At 74.7% G+C, this 22,303-nt stretch carries 21 protein-coding genes; 6 read left to right on the top strand and 15 right to left on the bottom strand.

Annotation, left to right across the window (positions count from 1 at the left end):
• Positions 1 to 14: 14 nt before the first annotated feature.
• The 7 genes from ACQP1P_RS30840 to ACQP1P_RS30810 are packed head-to-tail and all read right to left on the bottom strand — an operon-like array spanning position 15 to position 6,762.
• The gene (locus ACQP1P_RS30840) at positions 15 to 1,244 is read right to left on the bottom strand and encodes an MFS transporter (protein WP_433076107.1); all 1,230 of its coding nucleotides are present in this window, start codon (positions 1,242 to 1,244) and stop codon (positions 15 to 17) included.
• The gene (locus ACQP1P_RS30835; protein WP_433076105.1) at positions 1,241 to 2,464 is read right to left on the bottom strand and encodes an ATP-grasp domain-containing protein; all 1,224 of its coding nucleotides are present in this window, start codon (positions 2,462 to 2,464) and stop codon (positions 1,241 to 1,243) included. Before ACQP1P_RS30835 ends, ACQP1P_RS30840 begins: the two co-directional genes overlap by 4 nt.
• Positions 2,461 to 2,778 carry a hypothetical protein gene (locus ACQP1P_RS30830; RefSeq protein ID WP_433076103.1) on the bottom strand — a complete coding sequence of 106 codons (318 nt, stop codon included), beginning with the start codon at positions 2,776 to 2,778 and terminating at the stop codon, positions 2,461 to 2,463. The genes ACQP1P_RS30835 and ACQP1P_RS30830 overlap by 4 nt, the downstream gene beginning before the upstream one ends.
• Positions 2,775 to 4,061, bottom strand: a complete 1,287-nt coding sequence (locus ACQP1P_RS30825; RefSeq protein ID WP_433076101.1) for a SidA/IucD/PvdA family monooxygenase — start codon at positions 4,059 to 4,061, stop codon at positions 2,775 to 2,777. The genes ACQP1P_RS30830 and ACQP1P_RS30825 overlap by 4 nt, the downstream gene beginning before the upstream one ends.
• The gene (locus ACQP1P_RS30820; RefSeq protein ID WP_433076100.1) at positions 4,048 to 5,058 is read right to left on the bottom strand and encodes an NAD(P)/FAD-dependent oxidoreductase; all 1,011 of its coding nucleotides are present in this window, start codon (positions 5,056 to 5,058) and stop codon (positions 4,048 to 4,050) included. The genes ACQP1P_RS30825 and ACQP1P_RS30820 overlap by 14 nt, the downstream gene beginning before the upstream one ends.
• Positions 5,058 to 6,422 (bottom strand): class I tRNA ligase family protein, encoded by a 1,365-nt coding sequence (locus ACQP1P_RS30815; RefSeq protein ID WP_433076098.1) that lies wholly within the window; start codon positions 6,420 to 6,422, stop codon positions 5,058 to 5,060. The genes ACQP1P_RS30820 and ACQP1P_RS30815 overlap by 1 nt, the downstream gene beginning before the upstream one ends.
• Positions 6,415 to 6,762: a cupin domain-containing protein gene (locus ACQP1P_RS30810; RefSeq protein ID WP_433076096.1), complete on the bottom strand. Its 348-nt coding sequence runs from the start codon at positions 6,760 to 6,762 to the stop codon at positions 6,415 to 6,417. The genes ACQP1P_RS30815 and ACQP1P_RS30810 overlap by 8 nt, the downstream gene beginning before the upstream one ends.
• Before the next feature lie 156 nt (positions 6,763 to 6,918).
• Between ACQP1P_RS30810 and ACQP1P_RS30805 the strand changes: the two genes are divergently transcribed.
• Positions 6,919 to 10,170, top strand: coding sequence for a BTAD domain-containing putative transcriptional regulator (locus ACQP1P_RS30805; RefSeq protein ID WP_433076094.1), 3,252 nt, complete (start codon positions 6,919 to 6,921; stop codon positions 10,168 to 10,170).
• Here ACQP1P_RS30805 and ACQP1P_RS30800 read toward each other — a convergent pair.
• Positions 10,133 to 10,327: a hypothetical protein gene (locus ACQP1P_RS30800; RefSeq protein ID WP_433076092.1), complete on the bottom strand. Its 195-nt coding sequence runs from the start codon at positions 10,325 to 10,327 to the stop codon at positions 10,133 to 10,135. The genes ACQP1P_RS30805 and ACQP1P_RS30800 overlap by 38 nt on opposite strands.
• Positions 10,328 to 10,429: 102 nt before the next feature.
• Here ACQP1P_RS30800 and ACQP1P_RS30795 point away from each other — a divergent pair, with 102 nt between their 5' ends.
• On the top strand, positions 10,430 to 11,020 hold the full coding sequence (locus ACQP1P_RS30795; RefSeq protein WP_433076090.1) for a hypothetical protein: 591 nt from the start codon (positions 10,430 to 10,432) through the stop codon (positions 11,018 to 11,020).
• 64 nt (positions 11,021 to 11,084) lie between these two features.
• Here ACQP1P_RS30795 and ACQP1P_RS30790 read toward each other — a convergent pair whose 3' ends face one another.
• Positions 11,085 to 11,450, bottom strand: coding sequence for a DUF2203 domain-containing protein (locus ACQP1P_RS30790; protein ID WP_433076088.1), 366 nt, complete (start codon positions 11,448 to 11,450; stop codon positions 11,085 to 11,087).
• A 66-nt stretch (positions 11,451 to 11,516) separates the two neighbouring features.
• Here ACQP1P_RS30790 and ACQP1P_RS30785 point away from each other — a divergent pair, with 66 nt between their 5' ends.
• The 4 genes from ACQP1P_RS30785 to ACQP1P_RS30770 all read left to right on the top strand — a co-directional run bounded on the left by ACQP1P_RS30785 (position 11,517) and on the right by ACQP1P_RS30770 (position 14,672).
• Positions 11,517 to 12,686 carry a tetratricopeptide repeat protein gene (locus ACQP1P_RS30785; protein ID WP_433076086.1) on the top strand — a complete coding sequence of 390 codons (1,170 nt, stop codon included), beginning with the start codon at positions 11,517 to 11,519 and terminating at the stop codon, positions 12,684 to 12,686.
• 502 nt (positions 12,687 to 13,188) lie between these two features.
• Positions 13,189 to 13,818, top strand: coding sequence for a hypothetical protein (locus ACQP1P_RS30780; protein ID WP_433076084.1), 630 nt, complete (start codon positions 13,189 to 13,191; stop codon positions 13,816 to 13,818).
• A 115-nt stretch (positions 13,819 to 13,933) separates the two neighbouring features.
• Positions 13,934 to 14,275: an STAS domain-containing protein gene (locus tag ACQP1P_RS30775; RefSeq protein WP_433076082.1), complete on the top strand. Its 342-nt coding sequence runs from the start codon at positions 13,934 to 13,936 to the stop codon at positions 14,273 to 14,275.
• A complete protein-coding gene (locus ACQP1P_RS30770; RefSeq protein WP_433076081.1) occupies positions 14,268 to 14,672 on the top strand; it encodes an ATP-binding protein in 405 nt (134 codons plus the stop codon). Before ACQP1P_RS30775 ends, ACQP1P_RS30770 begins: the two co-directional genes overlap by 8 nt.
• Positions 14,673 to 14,706: 34 nt before the next feature.
• Here the strand turns inward: ACQP1P_RS30770 and ACQP1P_RS30765 are convergent, their stop codons facing one another.
• The 6 genes from ACQP1P_RS30765 to ACQP1P_RS30740 all read right to left on the bottom strand — a co-directional run bounded on the left by ACQP1P_RS30765 (position 14,707) and on the right by ACQP1P_RS30740 (position 22,240).
• Entirely contained in the window at positions 14,707 to 16,254 is a 1,548-nt protein-coding gene (locus ACQP1P_RS30765; protein ID WP_433076079.1) for a PP2C family protein-serine/threonine phosphatase, read from the bottom strand.
• 47 nt (positions 16,255 to 16,301) lie between these two features.
• Positions 16,302 to 17,594 (bottom strand): extracellular catalytic domain type 1 short-chain-length polyhydroxyalkanoate depolymerase, encoded by a 1,293-nt coding sequence (locus tag ACQP1P_RS30760; RefSeq protein ID WP_433076077.1) that lies wholly within the window; start codon positions 17,592 to 17,594, stop codon positions 16,302 to 16,304.
• A 1-nt stretch (position 17,595) separates the two neighbouring features.
• Positions 17,596 to 18,975: an endo-1,4-beta-xylanase gene (locus ACQP1P_RS30755; RefSeq protein ID WP_433076075.1), complete on the bottom strand. Its 1,380-nt coding sequence runs from the start codon at positions 18,973 to 18,975 to the stop codon at positions 17,596 to 17,598.
• Positions 18,976 to 19,128: 153 nt separating this feature from the next.
• The gene (locus ACQP1P_RS30750; RefSeq protein ID WP_433076073.1) at positions 19,129 to 19,941 is read right to left on the bottom strand and encodes a carbohydrate ABC transporter permease; all 813 of its coding nucleotides are present in this window, start codon (positions 19,939 to 19,941) and stop codon (positions 19,129 to 19,131) included.
• 5 nt (positions 19,942 to 19,946) lie between these two features.
• Positions 19,947 to 20,903, bottom strand: coding sequence for a carbohydrate ABC transporter permease (locus ACQP1P_RS30745; protein WP_433076071.1), 957 nt, complete (start codon positions 20,901 to 20,903; stop codon positions 19,947 to 19,949).
• A 20-nt stretch (positions 20,904 to 20,923) separates the two neighbouring features.
• Entirely contained in the window at positions 20,924 to 22,240 is a 1,317-nt protein-coding gene (locus tag ACQP1P_RS30740) for an ABC transporter substrate-binding protein (RefSeq protein WP_433076069.1), read from the bottom strand.
• Between the last annotated feature and the right edge of the window lie 63 nt (positions 22,241 to 22,303).

Genomic DNA, 22,303 nt, shown 5'->3' with positions numbered 1-22,303 from the left:
GGTCACTTCCCTCCTCAGGACTCGTGGGCGGCGCCGGCGCGGCGCATCCCGAACCAGGCCGCGGCCAGCCCGGCCAGGCTGGTCAGGCCGAAGACCCACCACACCGGCGGGCCGAGCGCGAGCCACAGCGCGACGCCGCAGACCGGCCCGAGGACCGTGCCGAGGCCGTACATCGCCTGGGCCGCGCCCTGGTAGCGGCTCAGCAGCTCATCGGGCGCGGCCAGGGCCGGGTAGGCGAACATCGTCGGCCCGCCGATCAGCTCGGCCAGCGACCACACGACGGTGCCCGCCACGAACGCGGCGACGCCCCACTGCAAGCCGTACAGCGAGTGCCCGAGCGCCAGCAGCGCGAACCCGGCCGCGGCCACGTAGCGCGGCGCTCGGCGCTGGGTCACCTTGGTCATGAGCAGCTCGAACGCCACCACCATGCACCCGTTGAGCGACAGCATCGCCGCGTACCAGCCGGTCGTCAGGCCGGCCGAGCGCATCGCCAGGGGCAGCACGGCGACGTACTGCACGTAGACGAAGACGTTGAGGAACATGGCGAGCAGGAACAGCGTGTAGCGGCGGTCCCGCAGCACCGGCAGGTAGCCGCCCCGGTCCCCGCGCTCCGGCGCGTGCTCGCCGCGGCCGCGCGGGAACAGGAACACGGCCAGGACCGCGAACGCCGCCGTGGAGGCCGCCTCGACCCAGTACAGCAGGTCGTAGGAGACGGCCACGAGCACCGCGCCGAGCAGCGGGGCGGTGGTGGCGCCGATGTTCTGCACCAGCCGGTACACCGCGAAGATCATCACGCGGCGCGGCTTGGCGGTGTGCGTGGCCAGCATCGCCGAGGCGGCCGGGCGGAACAGCTGCGTGGTCGCCCCGACCAGCGCGACGACGACGAGCACGGCCGCGTACCGGTGCAGGTACAGCACGGCCGGCAGCAGCACCGCGGAGCCGGCCATGCTCAGCAGCGTCGTCGGGCGCGGCCCGAGCCGGTCGCCGAGCGCGCCGCCGGCCAGCAGCCCGGTGACCAGGCCGGCGCCGTAGACGCCGAGGGCCCAGCCGGCCTGGGCCGAGGAGAATCCGCGGGCGGTGAGGAACAGCACGAGGTACGCCTGGAAGAACGTCCCGAGCTGGTTGACGAGCACGCCGGCGAGCAGGGCCCGCACCGGCGCCGGGGTGGCCCGCAGCGTGGCGAGCACCCCGGCGTCGGCCGGCTCCGCGCGCGGCTCGGCCTCGACGCCGGCGACCCCGGTCACGACGTCACCCGCAGGTCGGCCGCGGCGGCGTCGAGCGCGGCCGCGACCTCGCCGGCCGTGGGCGCCACGGCGGTGACGAACCCGAGCCGGCCCATGGTGGTGCCCTTCGGCGGCGGCGAGGCCACGGTGCCCGGCCCCGCCACGAGCACCATGCGGTCCACCGCCGCCGGCAGCGGCTCGCCGGCGAAGCCGATGGCCGCGATGCGGGTGTCCTCGCGCTCGGCGTAGAGGAACCGCACCCCGGCGGTCAGCGCCCGGCCCGGGCGCACCGGCGGCTCGATGCCGCAGCAGGCCGCCGCGGCGGCGAGCCCGGGGGTGACGCCGGTGGCCCGGGATCCGAGGTAGGGGATCAGGTCGCCGCCGAGGCGCGCGTTGACCTCGATGACGACCGGGCCGGCGGGGGTGAGCCGCAGCTCGGTGTGGGTCACGCCGTCGGCGAAGCCCAGGGCGTCGTGGGTGGCCTGCAGGAGCGCCCCGATCGCCTCGTCGCGCAGCAGCGGGTCGGCCGCGTCCACGAGGTGCCCGAGCTCCTCGAAGTACGGCGGGTAGCCGAGCTCCTTGCGGGCCAGCACCATCGGCGTCACGCGCCCCCGGTGCACGACCGCGTCGACGGAGATCTCGGGGCCGTCGGCGAAGCGCTCGACGAGCACCGAGACCTCGTAGGCGGGCGCCCCGGGCACCGTGGTGTCCCGCGCGAACGCGAAGTTCGCCTCGAGCTGCGCGGGCGTGTCGACGCGCACGACGCCGAGGCTGGCCGCCAGCGCCCGGGGCTTGAGCACGACCGGGTAGCCGATCCGCCCGGCCGCGGCCAGGGCGTCGCCGACGGAGGCGACGAGCACCGACTCCGGCTGCGCGACCCCGGCCGCGGCGAGCGCGGTGCGGGTCAGGTGCTTGTCGCGGCAGGCGGCCACGGCGGCCGAGCCCGGGCCGGGCAGGCCGAGGGCCTCGGCGACGCGGGCCACCGGCAGCACGAACGCCTCGTCCCAGCACAGCACCCCGGACACGTCGCCGGCGTCCTTGGCCGCGACCGTCAGCGCGTCGGCGTCGCTCAGGTCGGCCACCTGGGTCGAGCCGGCGAGGTACGGCTCCTCCCAGGTGGGCGCGGCGGGGCTGACGAGGTGCAGGCGGTAGTGCGGCGCGATCTCCTCCAGCAGGTACCGCCGGTAGTCCTTGTGCCCGGTGCCGACCAGCAGCACGAGCGGCCTGTCCGCCGCGGTCATGCCCGCACCTCCTCGATGCGCGACACCCCGGCCGAGCCGTCGGCGCGCCGCCACCGCTCGGTCAGCCGCAGCCGCCCGTCGGCGAGGCGGTCCGGGGTGCTCACGCAGGTGCCGGCGACCACCGCTCCGTCGGCCATGACCTGGCAGTAGGCCGCGCTGATGACGCCGTCGTCGCCGCACGTGCCGACGAGCCGGCCGCTGCGCACGGGGCCGCCCTCGAACTCGGCCCAGACCAGCGAACCGTCCTGGTGGTAGCGGCCCAGCGCGCCGTTGGGCTCCTCCGGCTGCACGAGCAGGCCCTCGTAGCGGTTCATGCGATCCACCGCACCGGGCACAGCTTGTCGATGACGTTGAACACGGCCCGCCCGGCCATCGCGTTGATGACGGTCGCGGCCCGCACCGGCAGCAGGGTGAGGTTCGCGTCCGGGACGCCGTGGCTGTACCGCGCCCGGTTGAGCACGAAGATGCGGTGCCCGTTCATGCCCTTCCAGCGCAGCGAGTAGTCGGGCTCGATGAGCATGTCGCCGTCGTCGTCGTACTCGACGCGCTCGGCCAGGTCGTCGTCGAACGGCACCGGGCTCGCCTCGCGGCCCACGGCCACGACGATGTGCCGGGCGCGGTGCTCCTCGCGGCCGCCGGGGGTGTCGCAGCGCATGACGAGCTCGTCGCCGCCGGCCCCGGCCTCGACGCCGACGGACACGACGTCGCGGCCCGGGTACAGCACCGCCGGGAACCGGTCGAGGTCCAGCATGCGGTCGTAGTTGGCCTGGTACAGCACCCGCAGCGCCCCGGGCGTGAGCGCGTCGCCGGTCGGGCCCTGCTCGACCACGAGCCGGCGCCGGGTGCCGCGGGACAGCTGCTGCAGGAACTGCTGGTGGGCCGGGCGGTAGAACTCGTTGGCGACCGGGGAGTCGTCGATGGTCTGGAACCACTGCCGCCGGCCGAGCCAGCGCACGTCGGTGAAGCCGGCGCCGATGAGCTTGAGCACGCACTCGAGGCCGGTCTGCCCGCCGCCGACGACGGCGATCGGGGCGGCGAGGTCGCCGCGGAGGGCGTCGAGCCGGCCGGTGAGCTCGTCGGCGATGAACACGGCGTGCTCCGGCAGCCCGCGCATCCACTCCGGGCGGGTGGCCCGGGTGCCGACGCCGATCGACAGGTGGTGGGCGCGGGCGACCGGGCGGCCGCCGGCGAAGAGCTCGAACCCGTCGCCGGTCCAGGTGACCCGCTCGATGGCGGTGTCGTAGTGGATGCCCTCGATGCGGCGGGCGGCCCAGGTGAGGTACCGCACGTACTCCAGCCGCGGGATCGTGTCGAACTGGGCGTTGAGCAGGGCGAAGAGCCGGCCCGAGGTGACCAGGTAGTTCATGAACGTGAGCCGGTGCTGCGGGTCGACGAGCGAGACGAGGTCCTTCATCCACGACGTCTGCATCCGCACGCCCGGGCTCAGCAGCGCCGGGTGCCAGGCCGGGCCGGGCTGGTTGTCGAAGAGCGCGATGCGGCCGAGGCTCGCGGCGGGGAACAGGGCGGCGAGGCTCAGGTTGGCCGGACCGGCCCCGATCCCGGCCACGTGGTACTCGGGCACGTCATTGCTGGACACGCGATTCCTCCTGGGGGTGTTGGGGGAGGGCCGGGGCGCGGTCGTGCCGCGCCCCGGCCAGGATCTGCTCGGCGGCGCGGGCGCTGGCCGCGAGCGCGGTCTTGGCCGCGCCGCCGGAGCCGCCGGTGAACGCCCGCACCCGGCCGCCGGTGCCGGGCACCTCCCGCAGGCGCAGCACGGGCGGGTCGGCGTAGCAGTCGGTGGCGTCGGCCCGGCGCACGGGCGGGCCGAGGCGCAGCCCGGGCAGCCGGCGGCGCAGCAGCCGGGCGACGTCGGCAGGCGGCCGGGGCGGCGGGTCGCCGGGCGCGACGCCCCACTCCTCGCCGGCCACGCCCGCCAGCAGCAGGTCGTCGCCGAGCGGGATGCCGTAGAGCGGGCCGTCGGCGAAGATCGGCGGGAGGGGGCCGCGGCAGCGGTGCACGGTGTACCGGATCGCCTTGACCCGCAGCCCGAGCGCGTCGAGCCCGGCCCGGCCCAGCAGCGCGGGCGTCCACGCGCCGGCGGCGTAGACGAGCACGTCGGGCTCGCGGGCCAGCCGCACGCCGATGCGCACCGCCGGCCGCCCGGCCAGGTCCGCCAGCACCGCGGCGCGCAGGGCGGCCGGGTCGATGCGCCCGCCGGAGTCGTCGCGCACCGCGGTCGTGCCGGGCGCGAGGGACGCCCAGCCGAGCTCGGTCAGCTCCCGCTCGCCGACGATCCGGGCGTCGAGGCCGGCCAGGGCCCGCTCGTCCGCGGGCCCGACGATCACCGACGGCCACGGCCGGAAGTCCGCCCAGCGCCGCAGGTCCGCGTCCGCGCGCAGCTCCGCGAGGCTCGCCACGGCCAGCTCGCGCTGCTCGGGGTGCGGCTCGTAGCCGCGCACCGCCCCGCCGGAGACGCTCGTCGCGTCGCGCAGGCCGGGCGGGCCGGTGGCGAGCTCCACGTCGATCCCGGCCCGCGCGAGCCGCCACGCGAGCAGGGAGCCGGCGATGCCGGCGCCGACGATGCCGACCCGCATCAGCGCCGGCCGGTGAGCACGGCCCGCAGCGTCGCGGCGTCGTCGCTGCCCGCGGCGAGCAGGGCCAGCAGGGCGCGGGCGGCGAGCGGGGCGTCGAAGTCGGTATAGCGCAGCGCCAGCTCGCCCCGCTGCCGCTCGGCCGCCAGCAGCGCCGGGGGCAGGGCGCCCTCGGTGCGCACGCCGTCGAGCAGCGGCCGGACGTGGGCGGCGAACGCCTCGAACGTCTCGCGGGTGAAGTCGCTGCCGACCCGGTCGGGCCGGTTGAACGCCAGGAACAGCCGCACGATCCCCGGGTCGGCGTCGGCGAGCAGGTCGTTGGCCCACACCGCGTGGTTGCGGCTGGTGGAGAACTTGAACCCGTCGAGCGTGAAGAACCGGTTCACCACGCTCATCCCGGCGAGGCGGCCGAGGTCCACGCCCGCGGTCGCGAGCAGGGCCGGCCACATGATGCCGTAGAAGTAGGCGTTGTCGATGCCGTAGAAGTTCCACATGCCGCGCACCCGGCGGTTCCACACCTCGGCGAAGGCCGCGGGGTCCTCGGCCACGCCCGGCCGCAGGGCCTGGGCCACGCCGCGCACGAAGTTCAGGCAGACCTCGACGTACACGTCGAGGCGCATGCCGTCGATCGGTCCGGTGCCGGCGACGCCCCAGTCGGTCGGGTAGGCGGCCGGGATGGCCGGCAGGGGCCGGGCGAGGGCCGTGTCGATGAGCGCGCGCACGTCGACGGGCAGCTCGGCGCGCAGCCACAGCGACTGCAGCGCGGGGCGGTGGGCCTCGAGGTCGAGCACCGGCACGGCGGCCGTGAACGGCACCGGGGCGCCGCCGCAGCGGGCGCAGCGCACCTCGACCATCGTCTGGGCCGAGGTGAAGCCGCCGCAGCCCTCGCAGCCGCCGCCGCAGGCCTCGTGGCCGCAGGCGCCGCACAGGCCCTCGACGTAGGAGTGGTGCAGGGTCCGGGCGCAGCCGGCGCAGCGGTGCAGCTCCAGCTCGCGCAGGGGCAGGGCGCCGCGCTCGACGAGGCGGGCGGCCATCGTGGCCATCGCCGGGGCGTAGCCGGGGGCGCGGGGGTCGACGAAGGCGTCGTACTCGATCCGGGCCCGCCGGAACGCCTCCACGATCTCGTCGCGGTAGCCGTCGACCATCTTGTCCACGTCGACGCCGTCGAGCTCGGCCCGGGTCAGCACGTAGTTCTGGTGCACGTCGACGCCGGCCATGGCCAGCACGTGCTCGCCGCGGGCGCGGGCGGCCCGGGCGGCGAAGTCGGCGGCGAGGTAGGGGCCGGAGAGGTGCCCGACGTGCAGCGGGCCGTTGGCGGTCGGCGGCGGGATGGACACGACGTCCACCAGCGGCTCGGGCTCAGTCATTGCCGGCCTGCGCGTACCAGTAGGCGCTGAACACGACCAGGGGCTCGTCGGGGCGCCGGTTGTGCACCACGTGCCGTTCGCCGGATTCGAGCAGGAATGCGTCGCCGGTCCGCACATCGACCGGTTCCCCGCCGTCCACCTCGACGGCGGCGTCGCCCCGCACGACGATCGACAGCTCCAGCTCCGGGTGCTGGTCCTCCGGGCTCACCCCGCCCGCCGGCACCTGGTACCACATCGCGCGGAACGGCAGCGCGCCCACGCCGTCGTAGCCGTCCCACCGGAACACGTCCACGCCGCCGACGGGCCGGTTCGGCCCGCGGCCCAGTTGATAGGTCCGCATGGCGGATGACTATCGACGCCTGCCCCTGCGCCGTGGTTGCGGTCGCCTGCGGTGCCCGCTTGCGGTTCGCCTGCGGTGCCATTCACTCACCGGGGTTTACGTATCTCGAATCCGACGGACCCGAACGAGTGGCCGATCAAGCGATAGTGTTCGATCGTGCAGTTTCGATTACTCGGCGCGGTCGAAGCGGACATCGCCGGCCGCCCGGTCAAGCTCGGCTGGCGCCAGGAACGCTGCCTGCTGGCGTTGCTGCTGCTGGAGAACGGCCGCCCCATCCACAACGAGCGGCTGGCCGAGCTGATCTGGGAGGGCGAGCCGCCGCCCGACCCGCGCGCCGCGCTGCAGGTGGTGGTCGCCCGGCTGCGGGGCCACCTCAACGCCGCCGACGCCGCCGCGCACGGCGTGCGCCTGGTGACCAAGGGCGACAGCTACGCCCTCGAGGTCGCCCCCGAGCAGGTCGACGTGGCCCGGTTCAAGATGCTGGTGGCCCGGGCCCGCACCGCGGATCACCCGGACCGGGCGGCCGCGTTCCTGCGCACCGCCCTGCGGCTGTGGCGCGGCCCGGCGCTGGCCGACGTGGCCGGGCCCTGGCTGCGGCGGCGGGTCACCGACCCGCTCGACGAGCTGCGGCTGGCCGCGACCGAGGAGCTCATGGACGTGGAACTGGCCGCGGGCCGCCACCACGAGCGCATCGCCGAGCTGACCCAGCTCGTCGCCGAGCACCCGCTGCGCGAGCGGCTGCGGGGCCAGCTCATGGTCGCCCTGCACCGGGAGGGCCGCCGGGTCGCCGCGCTCGACTCCTACGAGCAGCTGCGGCGCACCCTGCGCGACTCCTTCGGCCTGGAGCCCGGCGCCCACCTGCGCGAGCTGCACGGCCGCATCCTGCGCGCCGACCTGCAGCCGGAGCCGTCGGCGCCCGAGCCGGCCCCGCCCGCGGCCGCTTCCGCGGCCGATCCCGCGGTCATGCCCGCGGTCATGGCGGGGCAGCCGCCGCGGCCGGTCGCGCCGCGGCCGCCGACGCCGGCGGAGCTGCCCGCGGACGTGGCCGGGTTCGTCGGGCGGACCGAGGAGCTCGCCCGGCTCGACGCGATGCTGCCCGAGGCGGCCGGTGGCGGAGGACCGGTCGTGGTGACGGCGATCGCGGGCACGGCCGGGGTCGGCAAGACGGCCCTCGCCGTGCACTGGGCGCACCGGGTGGCGGGCCGCTTCCCCGACGGGCAGCTCTACGTGAACCTGCACGGCTACGCCTCCCGCGACCGGCCGGTGCCGCCGATCGAGGCCCTCGGCGCGCTGCTGCGCTCGCTGGGGGTGCGGGAGGACCGGGTGCCCGACGACGTGGGGGCGGCCTCCGCGCTGTACCGATCCATGCTGGCCAGCCGCCGCGTGCTGCTGTTCCTCGACAACGCCCGCTCGGTCGAGCAGGTGCGCCCGCTGCTGCCCGGCGGCCAGGGCTGCCTGGTGGTGGTGACGACCCGGGACCGGCTCACCGGACTCGTCGCACACGACGGGGCCCGGCGGATCACGCTGGACATCCTGCCGCCGGAGCAGGCGCGGGCACTGCTGAGCGACATGCTCGGCGCGGACCGGGTCGCCGCCGAGGCGGAGGCGGCCGCCGAGCTCGCCGCGGCCTGCGCCTACCTGCCGCTCGCGCTGCGGATCAGCGCCGCCGACCTCATCAACCACCCGCACCGCGGGATCGCCGCGCACGTGGCCCAGCTGCGCGCCGCCGACCCGCTCACGGCCCTGGCCGTCGACGGGGAGCGGGCCGTGCACAGCGCCCTGGAGGTGTCGTACCGCTCCGTGCCGCCCGACGCCCAGCGGCTGTTCCGCCTGCTGGGCCTGGTGCCGGGCAACGACTTCACGGCCGCCGCGGCCGGGGCCCTGGCCGGGCTCTGCGGGGCCGAGGCGGCGGGGCTGCTCGACCGGCTCGCGGCCGCGCACCTGGTCGTCGAGCCGGCGCCGGACCGGTTCACCTTCCACGACCTGCTGCGCTCCTACGCGCGGGCCCGCGCGACGGCCGACGACTCCGCCGAGGAGCGCACGGCGGCGCTGCGGCGCGTCTACGACTGGTACCTGGGCACCCTCGACGCCGCCGCCCGGCAGCTCTATCCGCAGCTCGTGCGGCTGCCCTACGCAGGGTCCGCGCCGGTGGCCACGTTCTGCGGCACCGCCCAGGCCCGGGCCTGGCTGGAGGCCGAGCGGCAGAACCTCGTGTCGATGGTCCGCCACGCGGTCGCCGACGCCTACCCGCAGATGGCGTGGCGGCTCGCCGACGCGATGCGCGGCTTCCTGGCCCAGGGCGGCCACCTGTTCGCGTGGCTCGTGGTCAGCCGGGCCGGGCTCGCCGCCGCGGAGATCTACGCCGACGTCAACGGGCAGGCCGCGATGCTCATCGGCCTCGCGCACGCCAACCAGTGGCTGTGCCGGCACGACGAGGCGGTCGAGTCGCTGCGCTGCGCGATCCGCCTGGCCGAGACCGGCGGCTGGGTCGAGGGCCTGGCGTGCGCGCGCAACAACCTCGGCATCTTCTACGACGAGCTCGGCCGGCCCGACGACGCCCTGGAGCAGCACACCGGCGCGATCAGGCTGGCCCGCGAGCACGGCTCGACCTCGCTGCTGGTCGCGTTCCTGGACTCCCTCGGCCACCACCATCACGTGACCGGCCGGCTCGCCGACGCCACCGAGTGCCTCGACGAGGGGCTGCGCATGGCCGAGACGCTCGGGGAGGCGTCGCGGACCACGGCGTACCTGCTGGAGTCCCTGGCCGCGACCTACCAGGCGCTGGGCCGCCTCACCGACGCCCTCGAGCTCGCCCAGCGGGCCCTGGCGCTGTGCCGCGAGGTCGGCAACCGGCTGCACGAGACCACGATCCTGTCGCTGCTGGCCGCCGTGCACGCCGACCTGGGCCGGCCGGAGCGGGCGCTGGAGCTGGCCACTGCGGCCGTCGACACCGCCCGGGACCTCGAGGGCAGCTACGGCACCGCGCAGGCCCTCATCGCGCTGGCGCTGGCCAGCCGCGGGGTGGGGCGGCCGGAGCGGGCCGCCGAGCTCTACGGGGAGGCGGGCACGCTGCTGGACGGCGTCGGCGCGGCGTACCACCGGGCGGCCGCGTCCGTCGGGCTCGCCGGGGCGCTGCACGACCTCGACCGGCTCGACGCGGCGCTCGAGCACGCCCGCAGCGCGCTGCGGCTCACCGAGCGGGGCGGGTTCCGGATGCTGCGCGCGGACGCCCTCGTCACGATCGCCGAGATCCAGCTCAGCCGGGGCGACCGGGTGCGGGCGCTGCTGGCGGCGCGGCGGGCCGCGGACGCGCACCGCTCGAGCGGCAGCGTGGCCGCGCAGGAACGCATCCGCGGGATCCTGGCGCGCGCTAGCGCCGGTTCCCCGCTTTCTGAGCTAGCACCATGAGCCCCGCCCCGACGAGGGCGCAGACGACGCCCAGCACGACGTAGACGGTCACCCGGGCCCAGCTCGTCGGCTCGTGGCCGATCTCCACCCGCACGCCGATGCCGAAGAGCACCGCGACGACGAGAAAACCGATTCCGGTCGGCCGTGGCCATGTCATGGCGCCCAGTACAGCACATCCGGCCAAGCGCGCGGCAGCGGCGCGAACCGGCGCCCGCGGTGTGACCCCGGCGGCCGGGCGCGGGGCCGGTAGGGTCGGGGCGTGCACTTCTGCCAGCGGTGCGACGACCCGATCGCCATGGCGCCCGACGGGGATCTCGCGGTCTGCCCCGACTGCGGCCACACCGAGCCCGCCCGCCGGCTCCCGCTCTTCGTCGTCACCGGCGCGTCCGGGTCCGGCAAGACGGCCGTGCTGCCCCATCTCGTGCGCGGGCTGCCCGAGTGCCTCGTGTTCGACGGGGACTGGCTCATCGGGCCGTTCGAGCGCGCCTGCGAGTTCGGCGAGGTCGACTGGCCCGCACTGCGCGACGCGTGGCTGAGCGTCGCGCATGGGGCGGCGCAGAGCGGGCGGCACACGGTGCTGCTCGCGCCGTTCACCCGCGAGCAGCTCGACGGGCTCGCGGGCCGGCGGTGGGTCACGGACGTGCACGTCGCGGTGCTCGACTGCGCCGACGACGTGCGCGCCGCGCGGCTCGAGGCGCGGCTGCGGTGGCGCGAGCGGGCGATCGAGCGGCACCTCGCGTTCGCCGCCCACCTGCGCGCCACCGCCGGCACCGTCGTGCGCACCGACGACGGGCCGCCCGAGGAGTCGGCCCGCCGGGTGGCCGAGTGGGTGCGCGCCCACATCGGCTGAGCGGTTCGCGGCCGAGCGTCTGCCGGACGGGCGGTCACGCGAAGCGCAATCCAGCAGACACGGCCTAGTCCGCCAGCGGCCGCCGGCCCGCGAAGCCGAGGTCGACCCGGTGGTACCAGCTGATCCCCGCGTCCCCCTCCAGCCAGCACAGCAGCACGTCGGCCCCGTCGAGCTCGGCCGGGAAGTCGACCAGCAGCGGCGCCAGCCCCTTGAGGTGCGCCCCGGTCGCCCGCACCGCCGTGATCAGCTCGTCCAGCAGCGCCTCGGCCGCCTTGAGCTCCGCCATGCCCCCGAGCGCGGTGGGCGGCCCGCCCGGCGCGAGGGCCGCCGCCAGCTCGGCCGCGTCGGCGCGGACCGCGACCAGCTGATCGAGGGAGGGCCGAATGCGAGCCAGCTCCGCCCGCGCCTGCGGGACGGTGAACAGCACCATGGCCCACACCCTCCCACCCCACCGGAAGATCACCCCCACCGGGTGTGGCCGGAGTAGCCTCCGATCGTGGACCTCATCGCGGCGTGGGAGGCCGGCACCGGCGCGGAGCGCGAGCGCCTCGGCCCGGCCGTCGAGGCCGCCCTGAGCACCGCCGGTCCCGACCTCACCGGCCGGCTGGCCCTCGCCGAGCGGCTGGCCGAGCTCGACGACCGCCGCGCCGTCGCCGCCGCGCACCTCACCGCGATCCTCGACGAGCAGCTGCGCACCCGGGCGAGCGACGACCCCGAGGTGCTCGAGACCCGGGCCGCCCTCGCCCACGCCGGCGGCGGCGACGCCACGGTGCTCGCGGCGGTGCTGGCCGATGCCCTGCGCTCGGCCGGACCCCGCCACGCCGTCACCGCGCACGCGCGGCTGCGGCTGGCCCAGGCCCACGAGCGGGCCGGGGACACCGCGGCGGCCCGGCACCTGCTGCGGCGCGCGATCGCCGACGCCGTGCGCGGGCTCGGCCCCGACCACCGGCGCACCGTCAGGCTGCGGCTGGCGCTCGCGGCGGTCTACGAGCGGGACACGATCCGCTACGCGAGCCTGCACCGCGGCGCGCTGCGGGCGTACCGGAGCCTGCTGGGGGCGCAGCGGCAGTACCACCGCACGATCGAGAGCCTCGAGCGCGTCCACGGCCCGGGCGCCCCGATCGTGCTCGCGAGCCTCGAGCGCCTCGCGGACCTCTACGAGCGGATGGGCACCCTGGGCGCGGCGACCGCCCAGTACGAGGCCTCGCTGCAGTGGCACGAGCTGCGCCACGGCCCGGACGCGCCCGAGACGCGGGCGGCCCGGGACACGCTCGCCCGGGTGTACCTGCGCGGCCGCCACCCCGAGCGCGCCGTGCCCCTCTACGAGCCCGTCCACCTCGACCCGGCCGAGGGCGAGCCCGACGAGGCGCTGGACGACCTCGCCGACGCGCACCTGGCGGCGGGCGACGAGGCGGCGGCCCAGGAGGTGTACGAGCGGCTGTTCGCCCTCCTCGCCGGGCGCGACGGCCCGGACGCGCCGCCGACCGTGCGCTACCTGGCCGAGGTGGCGGAGGCCTTCGACGACGCGGGCGCCCCGGCGTTCGCGGTCACCTGGCACGAGCGCCTGGTCGCCGCGCTGTCCCGCGCCGAGCCGCGCGACGACGAGGCCCTGACCCTGGCTCGCGTCCACCTCGCCGCCGCCCGCGACGCCGCCGCCCGCCGCTGACCCGCCGCGGCCGGGGTCACCCGTTCGGGGACTCGCGCGCCGCGGCCGCCGATGATGCGACGAATCGGGCATTTCACGCTTATCGTCTCATCGGGCCGCGCCGGGTGGCCCGTCCGGACGATGTGGACGTGCGATGGGCGAGCGGGGCGTGGCTGGGGTGCGGCGGATGCTGGCGCCGGTGGCGGCGGTGGTGATCGGTCTGGCCGGGCCGGCGTCGGCGGCCCACGCGGAGGCGGTCGCGCCCGGCGCATCCCCCGCGCCGTCCGGTTCCGTGCTGCCGGCCGCCGTGCCGCCGGCCTCGGCGTCCGGTTCGGCCGGGCGGCCGCGCGCGATGGCGGTGCCGTCGGCGTCCGGTTCGGCCGGGGGCCGCGGGCGATGGCGGTGCCGTCGGCGTCCGGTTCGGCCGGGGGCCGCGGGCGATGGCGGTGCCGTCGGCGTCCGGTTCGGCCGGGGGCCGCGGGCGATGGCGGTGCCGTCGGCTTCGGCCGGGGGGCCGCGCGCGATGGCGGTGCCGTCGGCCTCCGCGGCCGGCCGGGCGTCGGCGGCCGCGGCGGTCGTGTCGGTGCGCGGGCGGGCCTGGAACGACCGCAACCGTGACGGCATCCGGCAGAGCGGCGAGCCGGGCATCGCCGGGCTGCCCGTCGCCGTCTTCGCCGTCGGGGAGCTCGCCGGGGCGGCCCGGGCGGACGTCATCAAGCAGCTGGTCGACCGGGTGCGGGCGCGCGACACCGGCGGCGGCGACGTGCGGCTGGCGGTGACCGGGCGCGACGGGACGTACGCCGTGAGCGGCCTGCCGGCGGGGACCGTCGTCGTGCTCATGGGGGCCGGGCGCGTCGACGGCAACGGGAACATCCCGGCCGTCGAGTGGGTGTTCACGCGCGCCGGGGCCGGGAACGACCGCGGCCGCGACTGCGACTTCGTGCCGTTCACGGACGGGGGCGGGCCGGCCGTCTTCGGGGTCTCCGACGTGATCACGATCGCCGGGGGCGGGTCCGTGGTGCTCGACGCGGGGCTCCACCGGCGCCCGGTGCTGGCCGTGACCGGCGTCGGCGTCGCCGGCGTCGGCTGGACCGGGCTGGCCCTGGTGTGCGTCGGCTTTGTACTGGTCCGGGCCGCGCGGCGACGGGCCTGAACCTCGCGGGCGGGCGCGTCCGGGACGCGTGTGGCATCCGCGGCGGACGACGACGACCGCGGATGCCATGATGTGTCGCGAAGGTCCGGACATCCGAGGAAGGGGCCGCGGTCGGATGGCGCGGTTCGAGGCGGTGACATCGGTCGACGGGCACCGGGCGGCGGTTGCGCTCTCCGGGGAGTGCGACCTGTCGGCCCGCGAGGAGTGCACGGCCGCCCTCATGGCCGCGGTGGAGGCATCGCCGCAGGTCGTGGTGGATCTGGGCGGGCTGACGTTCCTGGACTCCAGCGGCGTGCACGCGCTGGTGACGGCCTTCCGGGCGGCCCAGGAGCGCGGCGGGCAGCTCAGCGTCGTCGGTGCGGCCGGGATGGTCGCGCACGTGCTGGAGATCACCGGCGTCGGCGGGCTGCTGAGCCCGCGGGGCGATGCCGGCGGAGACGGTGCCCGCAATGGTTGAGCATCCGGCCCTCCCCGGCGAGTCGATCGCCTACCAGCTGGTGTCCGACCTGGCCGCCGTCCGCGCGTTCGTGACCGCCCGCGCGCTCGCGCTCGGGCTGTCCCGCGACCGGGCCGACCTGCTGACGCTGGCCGTCAACGAGCTGGCGACGAACACGCTGCAGTACACCGAGCAGGGCGGTGAGGTCCAGCTGTGGTCCGAGTCCGGCCAGGTCGTCTGCGACGTGCTCGACCAGGGGCCGGTGCTGCACTTCGGCGCGGCGATGCCCGCGGCCGAGGCGGTGCGCGGCCGCGGCCTGGCCATCGTGGCGATGGTGTGCGACCACGTGGCCGGCTTCGCGGACACCCGGGGCTCGGTCGTCCGGCTCCGGCTGGGCATCGGCCAGGACAGGGTCTAGCGACCCGGCGGCGAGGCCCGGGCCGGGCGAGCGGCTAGGGATCGCCCAGCACCTGCACGGCCAGGGTGCACGTGTCGTCGTCCGGGCTCGGGCGGTGCAGCACCTCGCGCAGGCCCGGCAGCGGATCGGTGACGCCCGGCCCGGTCGCCGCCGACAGCGCCGCCTTCACCCAGTCCAGGTGCGTCCGCACGTCCATCGTGCGCCGCTCGACCAGCCCGTCGGTGTAGAGCAGCACCACGTCGCCCGGCTCCAGCCCGGTCTGCACCGCGGGGTAGCCGGCGTCCGACACCGCCCCGAGCAGCAGCCCCGGCGGCAGCGGCAGCTCGGCGGCGGTCCCGCCCCGCGCCAGCAGCGGCGGCCGGTGCCCGGCCCGGGCCCAGGTGAGCCGGCGCTCGTCGGCGTCGTAGACCCCGACGAGCGCGGTGCCGGTAATGCCGAGCTGCACGCAGAGCCGGTTCATGTGGCCCAGCAGCGTCCCGGGCTCGCGGATGCCGATGGACAGCCACGCGACGAGGGCGAAGCGCAGGTGCGCCATGCCGTTGGCGGCCTCGAGGCCGTGCCCGGAGACGTCGCCGACGGCGAGCACGACCGAGCCGTCGGCGAGGGTCTGCGCGTGGTACCAGTCCCCGCCCACCCGCAGCGCGCTCCCGGCGGGCAGGTAGCCGACCGTGGCCCGCAGCCCGTCCAGCGGGAACGGCTCGCGCGGCACCGGCTGGATGAGCTGCTGCAGCTGCGTCGCGAGGCGGTGCTCGGCCAGGGCCGTCATCTCGCGCGTGTGCAGCTGGTCGCTGAGCCGCTCGATGGCCCCGCGGGACCGCTCGCGCGCGGACACGTCCTGCACGACGGCGTAGATCTTCAGCGGCGCCCCGCCGGCGTCGCGGGCCAGGTCGGACAGGATGCGCAGGTGCTTGACCGCGTCCCCGACCCGGAAGCGCACGGTGACGTCGGCCGTCGCGCCGTCGCCCGGGCGTGCGGGGGAGCCGCCGTCGAGGGTCTGCCACGACAGCTGGGCGACCGGACGGTCCTCGGGCACGACGGCCGCGGACTGCTCGGCGAGCGGCATCGGGCCCAGGGCCGGGTCGCGCTCGAAGATGCGGTACAGCCCCGGCGACCACTCCATCCGCCCGGTGACGAGGTTGTACTCCGACCAGCCGAGACGGCCCAGCGACTCGGTCCGGTCCAGGCGGCGCCGCGCCTCGTCGACGCGCTCCCACCACACGAGCAGCCCGCCGAGCACCGGGTGCGCGCTGATCACGAAGCTGGAGTCGGCGGCCACCCCCGCGGAGTGCTGCGCGAAGCGGAATTCGTCCAGCGTCGCCGGGGCGCCCGTGCGCAGCACCCGCAGGTAGAGCGCCCACAGCGGGCCGCCCTCGACCGTCGGGTACAGCTGCGTGATCGACCGCCCGACGCGTGCGGCTCCGAGGCCGTAGAGGTCGGCGCCGGCGACGCTGGTGGCCGCGACGAGGAAGTCCGACACCTCGCCCGCGGCGTCGTGGACCGGCCGCAGCCAGGTGCAGCCGGCCGGTACGACAGCCAGGATCTCCCGCACGACCGCCGCGATCGCGTCGGCGTCGTCAGCCATGCCCGCAGCCTATCGGCACCGGGCGACCGCGGCGGCCGTGCGGTGGGTCAGGAGGCCGAGCAGGTGGGCGTCAGGGTGCCGGCGGTGCCGGTGCCCTGGATGCCGAACTCGGTGTACTGGCCCGCGTTCACGTGCCCGTTGTAGGAGACGTTGCTCCAGGTGTTGCCGGTGCGGGTGACGTTCCAGGTGCTGGTGACGGTGGCGTCGCCCGGCAGTGTGAGCCCGACGCTCCAGGCGTTGATGGCCGCCGCGCCGGCGGTGACGCGGACGGTGACGACGAAGCCGCCCGGCCACTGGTTGACCGACGTGGTCGCCGTGCAGCCGCCGGTGCCGCCACCCGGGCCGGAGGGCGACACGGACGGCGAGGCCGAGGAGGCGGACGGACGCGGCGACGCCGACGAGGACGAGGGCCGGGGCGTGGTGCCCTGGGTGTTGAGGCCCATGAACTCGATCGCCATCGCGGCCTGCCCGGCCAGCGGCAGGGAGTGCCCGACGCCGCTGACGCTGATGCCCTCGACCGGCGGCGCGACGCTCGCGCTGCCGTAGCGGGTGCGGGTCCAGCCCGAGCGCGGGGTGTCGGTCAGCGCCGGCGTCTGGCTGACGCCGAGCACGTTCGTCCACTGCTTGATCTCCTCGCCGAAGTTCGGGTAGGCGAGGGTGGTGTCGGTCGTGCCGTGCCACACCTGCATCCGCGGGCGCGGGCCGGAGTAGCCCGGGTAGGCGGCCCGGACCATGTCGCCCCACTGCTGCGGCGTGTAGATGCGCTGGCCGGAGGAGCACTGGCTGTTCCACGACGAGCCGTCGGTGGTGGCGAAGCAGCCGAACGGCACGCCCATGAACGCGGCGCCGGCCTTGAACACGTCCGGGTAGTCGCCGAGCAGGACGTTGGTCATCATCGCGCCGGAGGAGGCGCCGGTGACGTAGACCCGGTTCGGGTCGCCGTTGTAGTGCTGCTCGGTGTAGGTGACCATCGACATGATGCCGACCGGGTCGCTCCCGCCGCCGCGGGTGAGTGCCTGCGGCGACGAGACGTCGAAGCAGTTGCCGCTGCGGGTGGCCGATGGGTAGACGACGATGAAGCCGTACTGCGCGGCCAGCGACGCGAACTCGGTGCCGGAGTAGAACGCCGGGCCCGAGCCGGTGCAGTAGTGCACGGCCACCAGGATCGGCGGCTTCGCCTGCACGTTGTCGGGCACGAAGATGTGCATCCGCAGCCCGCTGGGGTTGGTGCCGAAGTTCGTCACCTCGGTCAGCGTCGCGGCCTGCGCGGGCTGGGCGAGCACGAAGACGCCGGCGAGGGCCGTGGCGATGCCGGCGGCGACGGCGAGCAGACGGCGCATGTCAGCTCCCCGAGCAGGTGGGCGTCAGGGTGCCGGCGGTGCCGGTGCCCTGGATGCCGAACTCGGTGTACTGGCCCGCGTTCACGTGCCCGTTGTAGGAGACGTTGCTCCAGGTGTTGCCGGAGCGGGTGACGTTCCAGGTGCTGGTGACGGTGGCGCTGCCCGGCAGCGTGAGCCCGACGCTCCAGGCGTTGATGGCGGCCGCGCCGGCGGTGACGCGGACGGTGACGACGAAGCCGCCCGGCCACTGGTTGACCGAGGTCGTCGCGGTGCAACCGTTGCCTGGGCCACCGCCGGGGTTCGACGGCGACACGGACGGCGACGGCGAGGACGAGGGCGACGCGCTCTGGGAGACCGGCGGCGGCGAGGACGTGCCGCCGGCGTTCAGCGCGTCCAGTGTGGACGTGTACGCCGCCTTCTTGTTGCCGTTGTTGTCGAACAGCAGCGGGGTGTCGCCGCTGCGCCACGAGTCGCTGTCGCGGATGCCCCACACGGTGATGCCGGTGCAGCGGGACACGGCCAGGCAGGCCTTCACGACGCTGGCGTAGGAGTTGGCCTGGGCGGTGCCGGAGCCGGCGATGTCCAGCTCGGTGATCTGCACGTCGACGCCGAGGTCGGCGAAGCGCTGCAGGTTGGCCTGGTAGTCCGACGGCAGCGGGGAGGCGGAGTTGATGTGCGACTGGAAGCCGACGCAGTCGATCGGCACGCCGCGGGCCTTGAAGTCGGCCACCATGTTGTACACCGCGGTGCTCTTGGCGTTGACGCCGTCGGTGTTGTAGTCGTTGTAGCACAGCTTCGCGCCCGGGTCGGCGGCCCGCGCGGTCCTGAACGCGACCTCGATCCAGTCGTTGCCGGTGCGCTGCAGGTTCGAGTCGCGCCGCCCGCCGCCCCCGCCGTCGGCGAAGGCCTCGTTCACCACGTCCCAGGCGTAGATCTTGCCCTTGTAGTGCCCGGCGACGTTCGTGATGTGGTTGACCATCGCGTTGCGCAGCGCGGTGCCGGACAGGTTCTGCGCCCACGACGGCTGCTGCTGGTGCCAGGCGAGGGCGTGCCCGCGCATCCGCTGCCCGTGGGCGTTGGCGTGCGCCACGATCTGGTCGGCGCTGCCGTAGCTGAACTGCCCCTGCGTGGGCTCGGTCGCGTCCCACTTCATCTCGTTCTCGGGCGTGATCATGTTGAACTCGCGGTCGAGAATGCCGCTGTAGGTGGCGTCGCTGAGCTTGTACGCGGCGACGGCGGTACCGAAGTACCGCCCCTTGTCCGCGGCCGAGGCGCCCAACGTGGTGGCGGCCTGGGCGGTGCTCGCGAGGCCCACGACCACGGCGATCGCGGCCGCGCCAGCGGTCACCGCAATCGCGCCCCGGGTCCTTGCTCTGATCATGGCGGGAGCCCTCCGAAACGTTTTGAAATCCGCTGATTCGCGGACCCTTCCAGCATTCCGAAAAGGGCGCTGGAAAGAAACGTCGGAGGGCTCCCGAGCAGGTCGAAGGCGGTATCTTCGAAGCCATTGCTGAAACTTACAACCGCCAATGTTTCAGCCTTTTACTGAACCCGTTAAGCCGCCCACGATGCGCCGTTCCGCGAACACGAAGAAGCCGATTGCCGGGATCATCGAGGCCGCCGTGTACGCCAGGATGCGCGCGGTGTCCTGGGTGTACTGCGTCTGGAACGCGGCCACCCCCAGCGGCAGCGTGAAGTCCGTCGGGTCGGACAGCACCAGCAGCGGCAGCAGGTAGCTGTTCCAGCTCGTCACGAAGGCCAGGATGGCCACCGTGGTGAGCGCCGGGCGGCTCAGCGGCAGCAGGATCCGCCAGAAGAAGCCCAGCCGACCGGCCCCGTCCATGGCCGCCGCGTCCTCGAGCTCGCCCGGGATCGCGTGCATGAACGGGCGCAGGATCACGATGGTGATCGGCAGCGAGAACGCCGCCTCCGGCAGGGCCACGCCGAGCGCGTGCTCGAGCAGGCCCAGCTGGCGCAGCAGCAGGTACAGCGGCAGCGCCGCCGCCGTCACCGGGAACAGCAGCCCGACCGTGAACAGCGTGTAGAGGCCCTCGCGCCCCCTGAACTGGTAGCGGGACAGGGCGAAGGCCGCCGTCGCGCCGGCCGCGACGGCCAGCGCGGTGGCGATGACCGCGATGAAGGCGCTGTTGCCCATGGCCCGCCAGAACACCGCCGAGGACAGCACGTCGGTGAAGTTGGACAGCACCCAGGGGTGCGGCCAGCCGGCCGGCGAGGTGTTGATCTGGGCGTTGGTGCGGAAGCCGCCGAGGATCGTGAACAGCAGCGGGACCAGGGTGACCCCGACGACGAGCAGCGCCGTGAGGTAGGTGATCGTGCGCTTGGCCATGCCGTTCACTCCACGATGCGGGTCAGGGCGCCCTGGGTGTCGCGGCGCAGGGCGAAACGCTGGTAGATCAGCGCGAAGATGAAGCACACCACGAACAGCACGATGGAGACCGCGCTGCCGTAGCCGAACTCGTAGCGGCTGAACCCACGGTCGAGCAGGTAGATGGCCATCGTGCTGGAGGCGTTCGCCGGACCGCCCAGCGTCATGATCCAGACCAGGTCGAACAGCTGCAGCGAGCCGATGATGGACAGGAAGATCCAGATCCGGATCGTCGGGCCCAGCAGCGGCAGCACGATGCTGCGCGTGGTCTGCCAGGAGGAGGCGCCGTCGGTCGCGGCCGCCTCCCGCAGCTCCGGCGGGATGCTCTGCAGGCCGGCCAGCAGCAGGATGATGCCGAAGCCGAGGTACTTCCACGTGATCACCACGAACAGCGTGTAGAGCACCAGGTCGCTGTCGGCCAGCCAGTTCTGGATGATCCCGCCCAGCCCGACCGCCTTGAAGATCTGGTCGACCAGCCCGTCGGGCTGGAGCATGAGCAGCCACACCACGGCCGTGATGGCCTCGGAGAGCACGTAGGGCGCGAACACGATGAGCCGCAGCACCGCCCGCCCGCGGATCTTGCCGTTGAGCAGCAGCGCGATGCCGATCGACAGCGGCAGCTGGATGACCACCGACAGCACGGCGATGATGATGTTGTGCAGCAGCGAGTGCAGGAAGACGTCGTTCTGCAGCACCCGGGAGTAGTTGCCCAGCCCGAACCACGTGCGCGGGCTGAACCCGGTCCACTTGAAGAAGCTGTAGTAGAAGGCCGCCGCGATCGGCAGCAGCACGAATCCGACGAACAGCACCAGCGCCGGGGTCAGCAGCAGCGTGAGCTCGAGCCGCTTCGCCCGGCGCCCGCCCGGCCGGCGGGCCGGTCGCGACGCCGCGCGACCGGCCCGGGCCGGTGGTGCCGCCGCCACGGCGATACCACCCGATTGCGTCACTTGTTCGCGACCGCCTTGGTGAAGGCGTCCACGATGGCCTGCGGCGAGCCCTTGCCGGCGAAGAAGTCCGCGATCGCGTCGTTCAGCGCCTGGCCCACGCTCGTCGGCAGCGCCTGGTCGAAGTACACCTGGATGTACGGCGCCGAGTTGAGGTACTCCTGGACGGTCTTGAGCGACGGGTCCTGGATCGCCGAGATGGCCTTCGGGTTCGACGGCAGCGTCGCGGTGTTCGTCTGCACGAGCTTCGTCTGCACGTCGGTGCTGGCGATGTACTTCAGGAAGTCCGCACACGCCGGCCCGGCCTTCACCGCGCAGGAGAAGCCGTCGCCGCCGCCGAGCGCGGTGCCCGGCGTGCCCTTGCCGCCCTCGATGGTCGGGAACGGGAACCAGCTGAGCTTCGAGGCGAACTGCTTGTCCTCGGTCAGCGGGATCATCGTCGGCAGCTCCCAGTCGCCCTGCAGCTCCATCGCGGCCTTGCCGTTGGCGACGAGCCCCGCCGAGCTGCCCGCGCCCTGCTGGGCCGGGGTGCCCAGGAACGCGTTCTGGAACGGGTTGGTGGCCAGGAACGCCTTGAGGTCCTCGCCGGCCTTGACCCAGCACGGGTCGTCCATCTTGAGGTTCTTCACCGTGGCCTTGACGGTGTCGGTGGAGCACTCGCGGATGGCGAAGTACGACCACCAGAACGCGTCCGGCCACTTGTCCTTGCTGCCGATCGAGATCGGCGTGATGTTCTTGGCCTTGAGCTTGGTGACCGCGTCGTTGAGCTCGGTCATCGTCTTCGGCGGCGCGGTGATGCCGGCCTGCTCGAAGAGGTCCTTGCGGTACCAGAAGCCCACGACGTGCAGGTCGTAGGGGATGCCGTACTGCTTGCCCTCGACCTGCCAGCCGGTCGCGGCCTGGCCGAGCTCGCCGATCCACGGCTTGACCTGCTCGGTCATGTCCATGATCTTGCCGGACTCGACCTGCGTGGCCAGGGCGCCGCCGCCCCACTGCTGGAAGATGCTGGGCGGGTTCGGCGACTGCAGCGCCACCGAGATCTTCGTCTTCAACGCCTCGTTCTGGGCCGGCTCGACCTTGAACGTCACGTTGGGGTGGTCCTTGTGGTATTGGTCGGCGACTGACTGCCAGACGCCGAGCGCCGGGTCCTGCTGGCCGTTGTGCCACCAGGTGAGCGTTACCGGGGCGTTGGCGTCGGCCGGCGTGTCCTTGCTGTCATCTCCGCAGGCGGTCAGGGAGGGGAGCGCCATCGACAACGCGACGGCGATCGCGGCCAGCCTCCGTGGGGTGCTCAGGCGGACGTTCAAAGTGATCATCTCCTGACGGGGGCAGGGGCGAGCTACAGGGCTCGGCCCTCGATGACCGCAGAGTCTGCGCCT

Origin of the sequence: Dactylosporangium sp. CA-052675 (assembly GCF_050947935.1) — a bacterium.
In the GTDB taxonomy this organism is placed as follows: Bacteria; Actinomycetota; Actinomycetes; order Mycobacteriales; family Micromonosporaceae; genus Dactylosporangium.
Note: the sequence above shows the minus strand (reverse complement) of the source record. Positions and strands in the feature narration are given on the sequence as shown.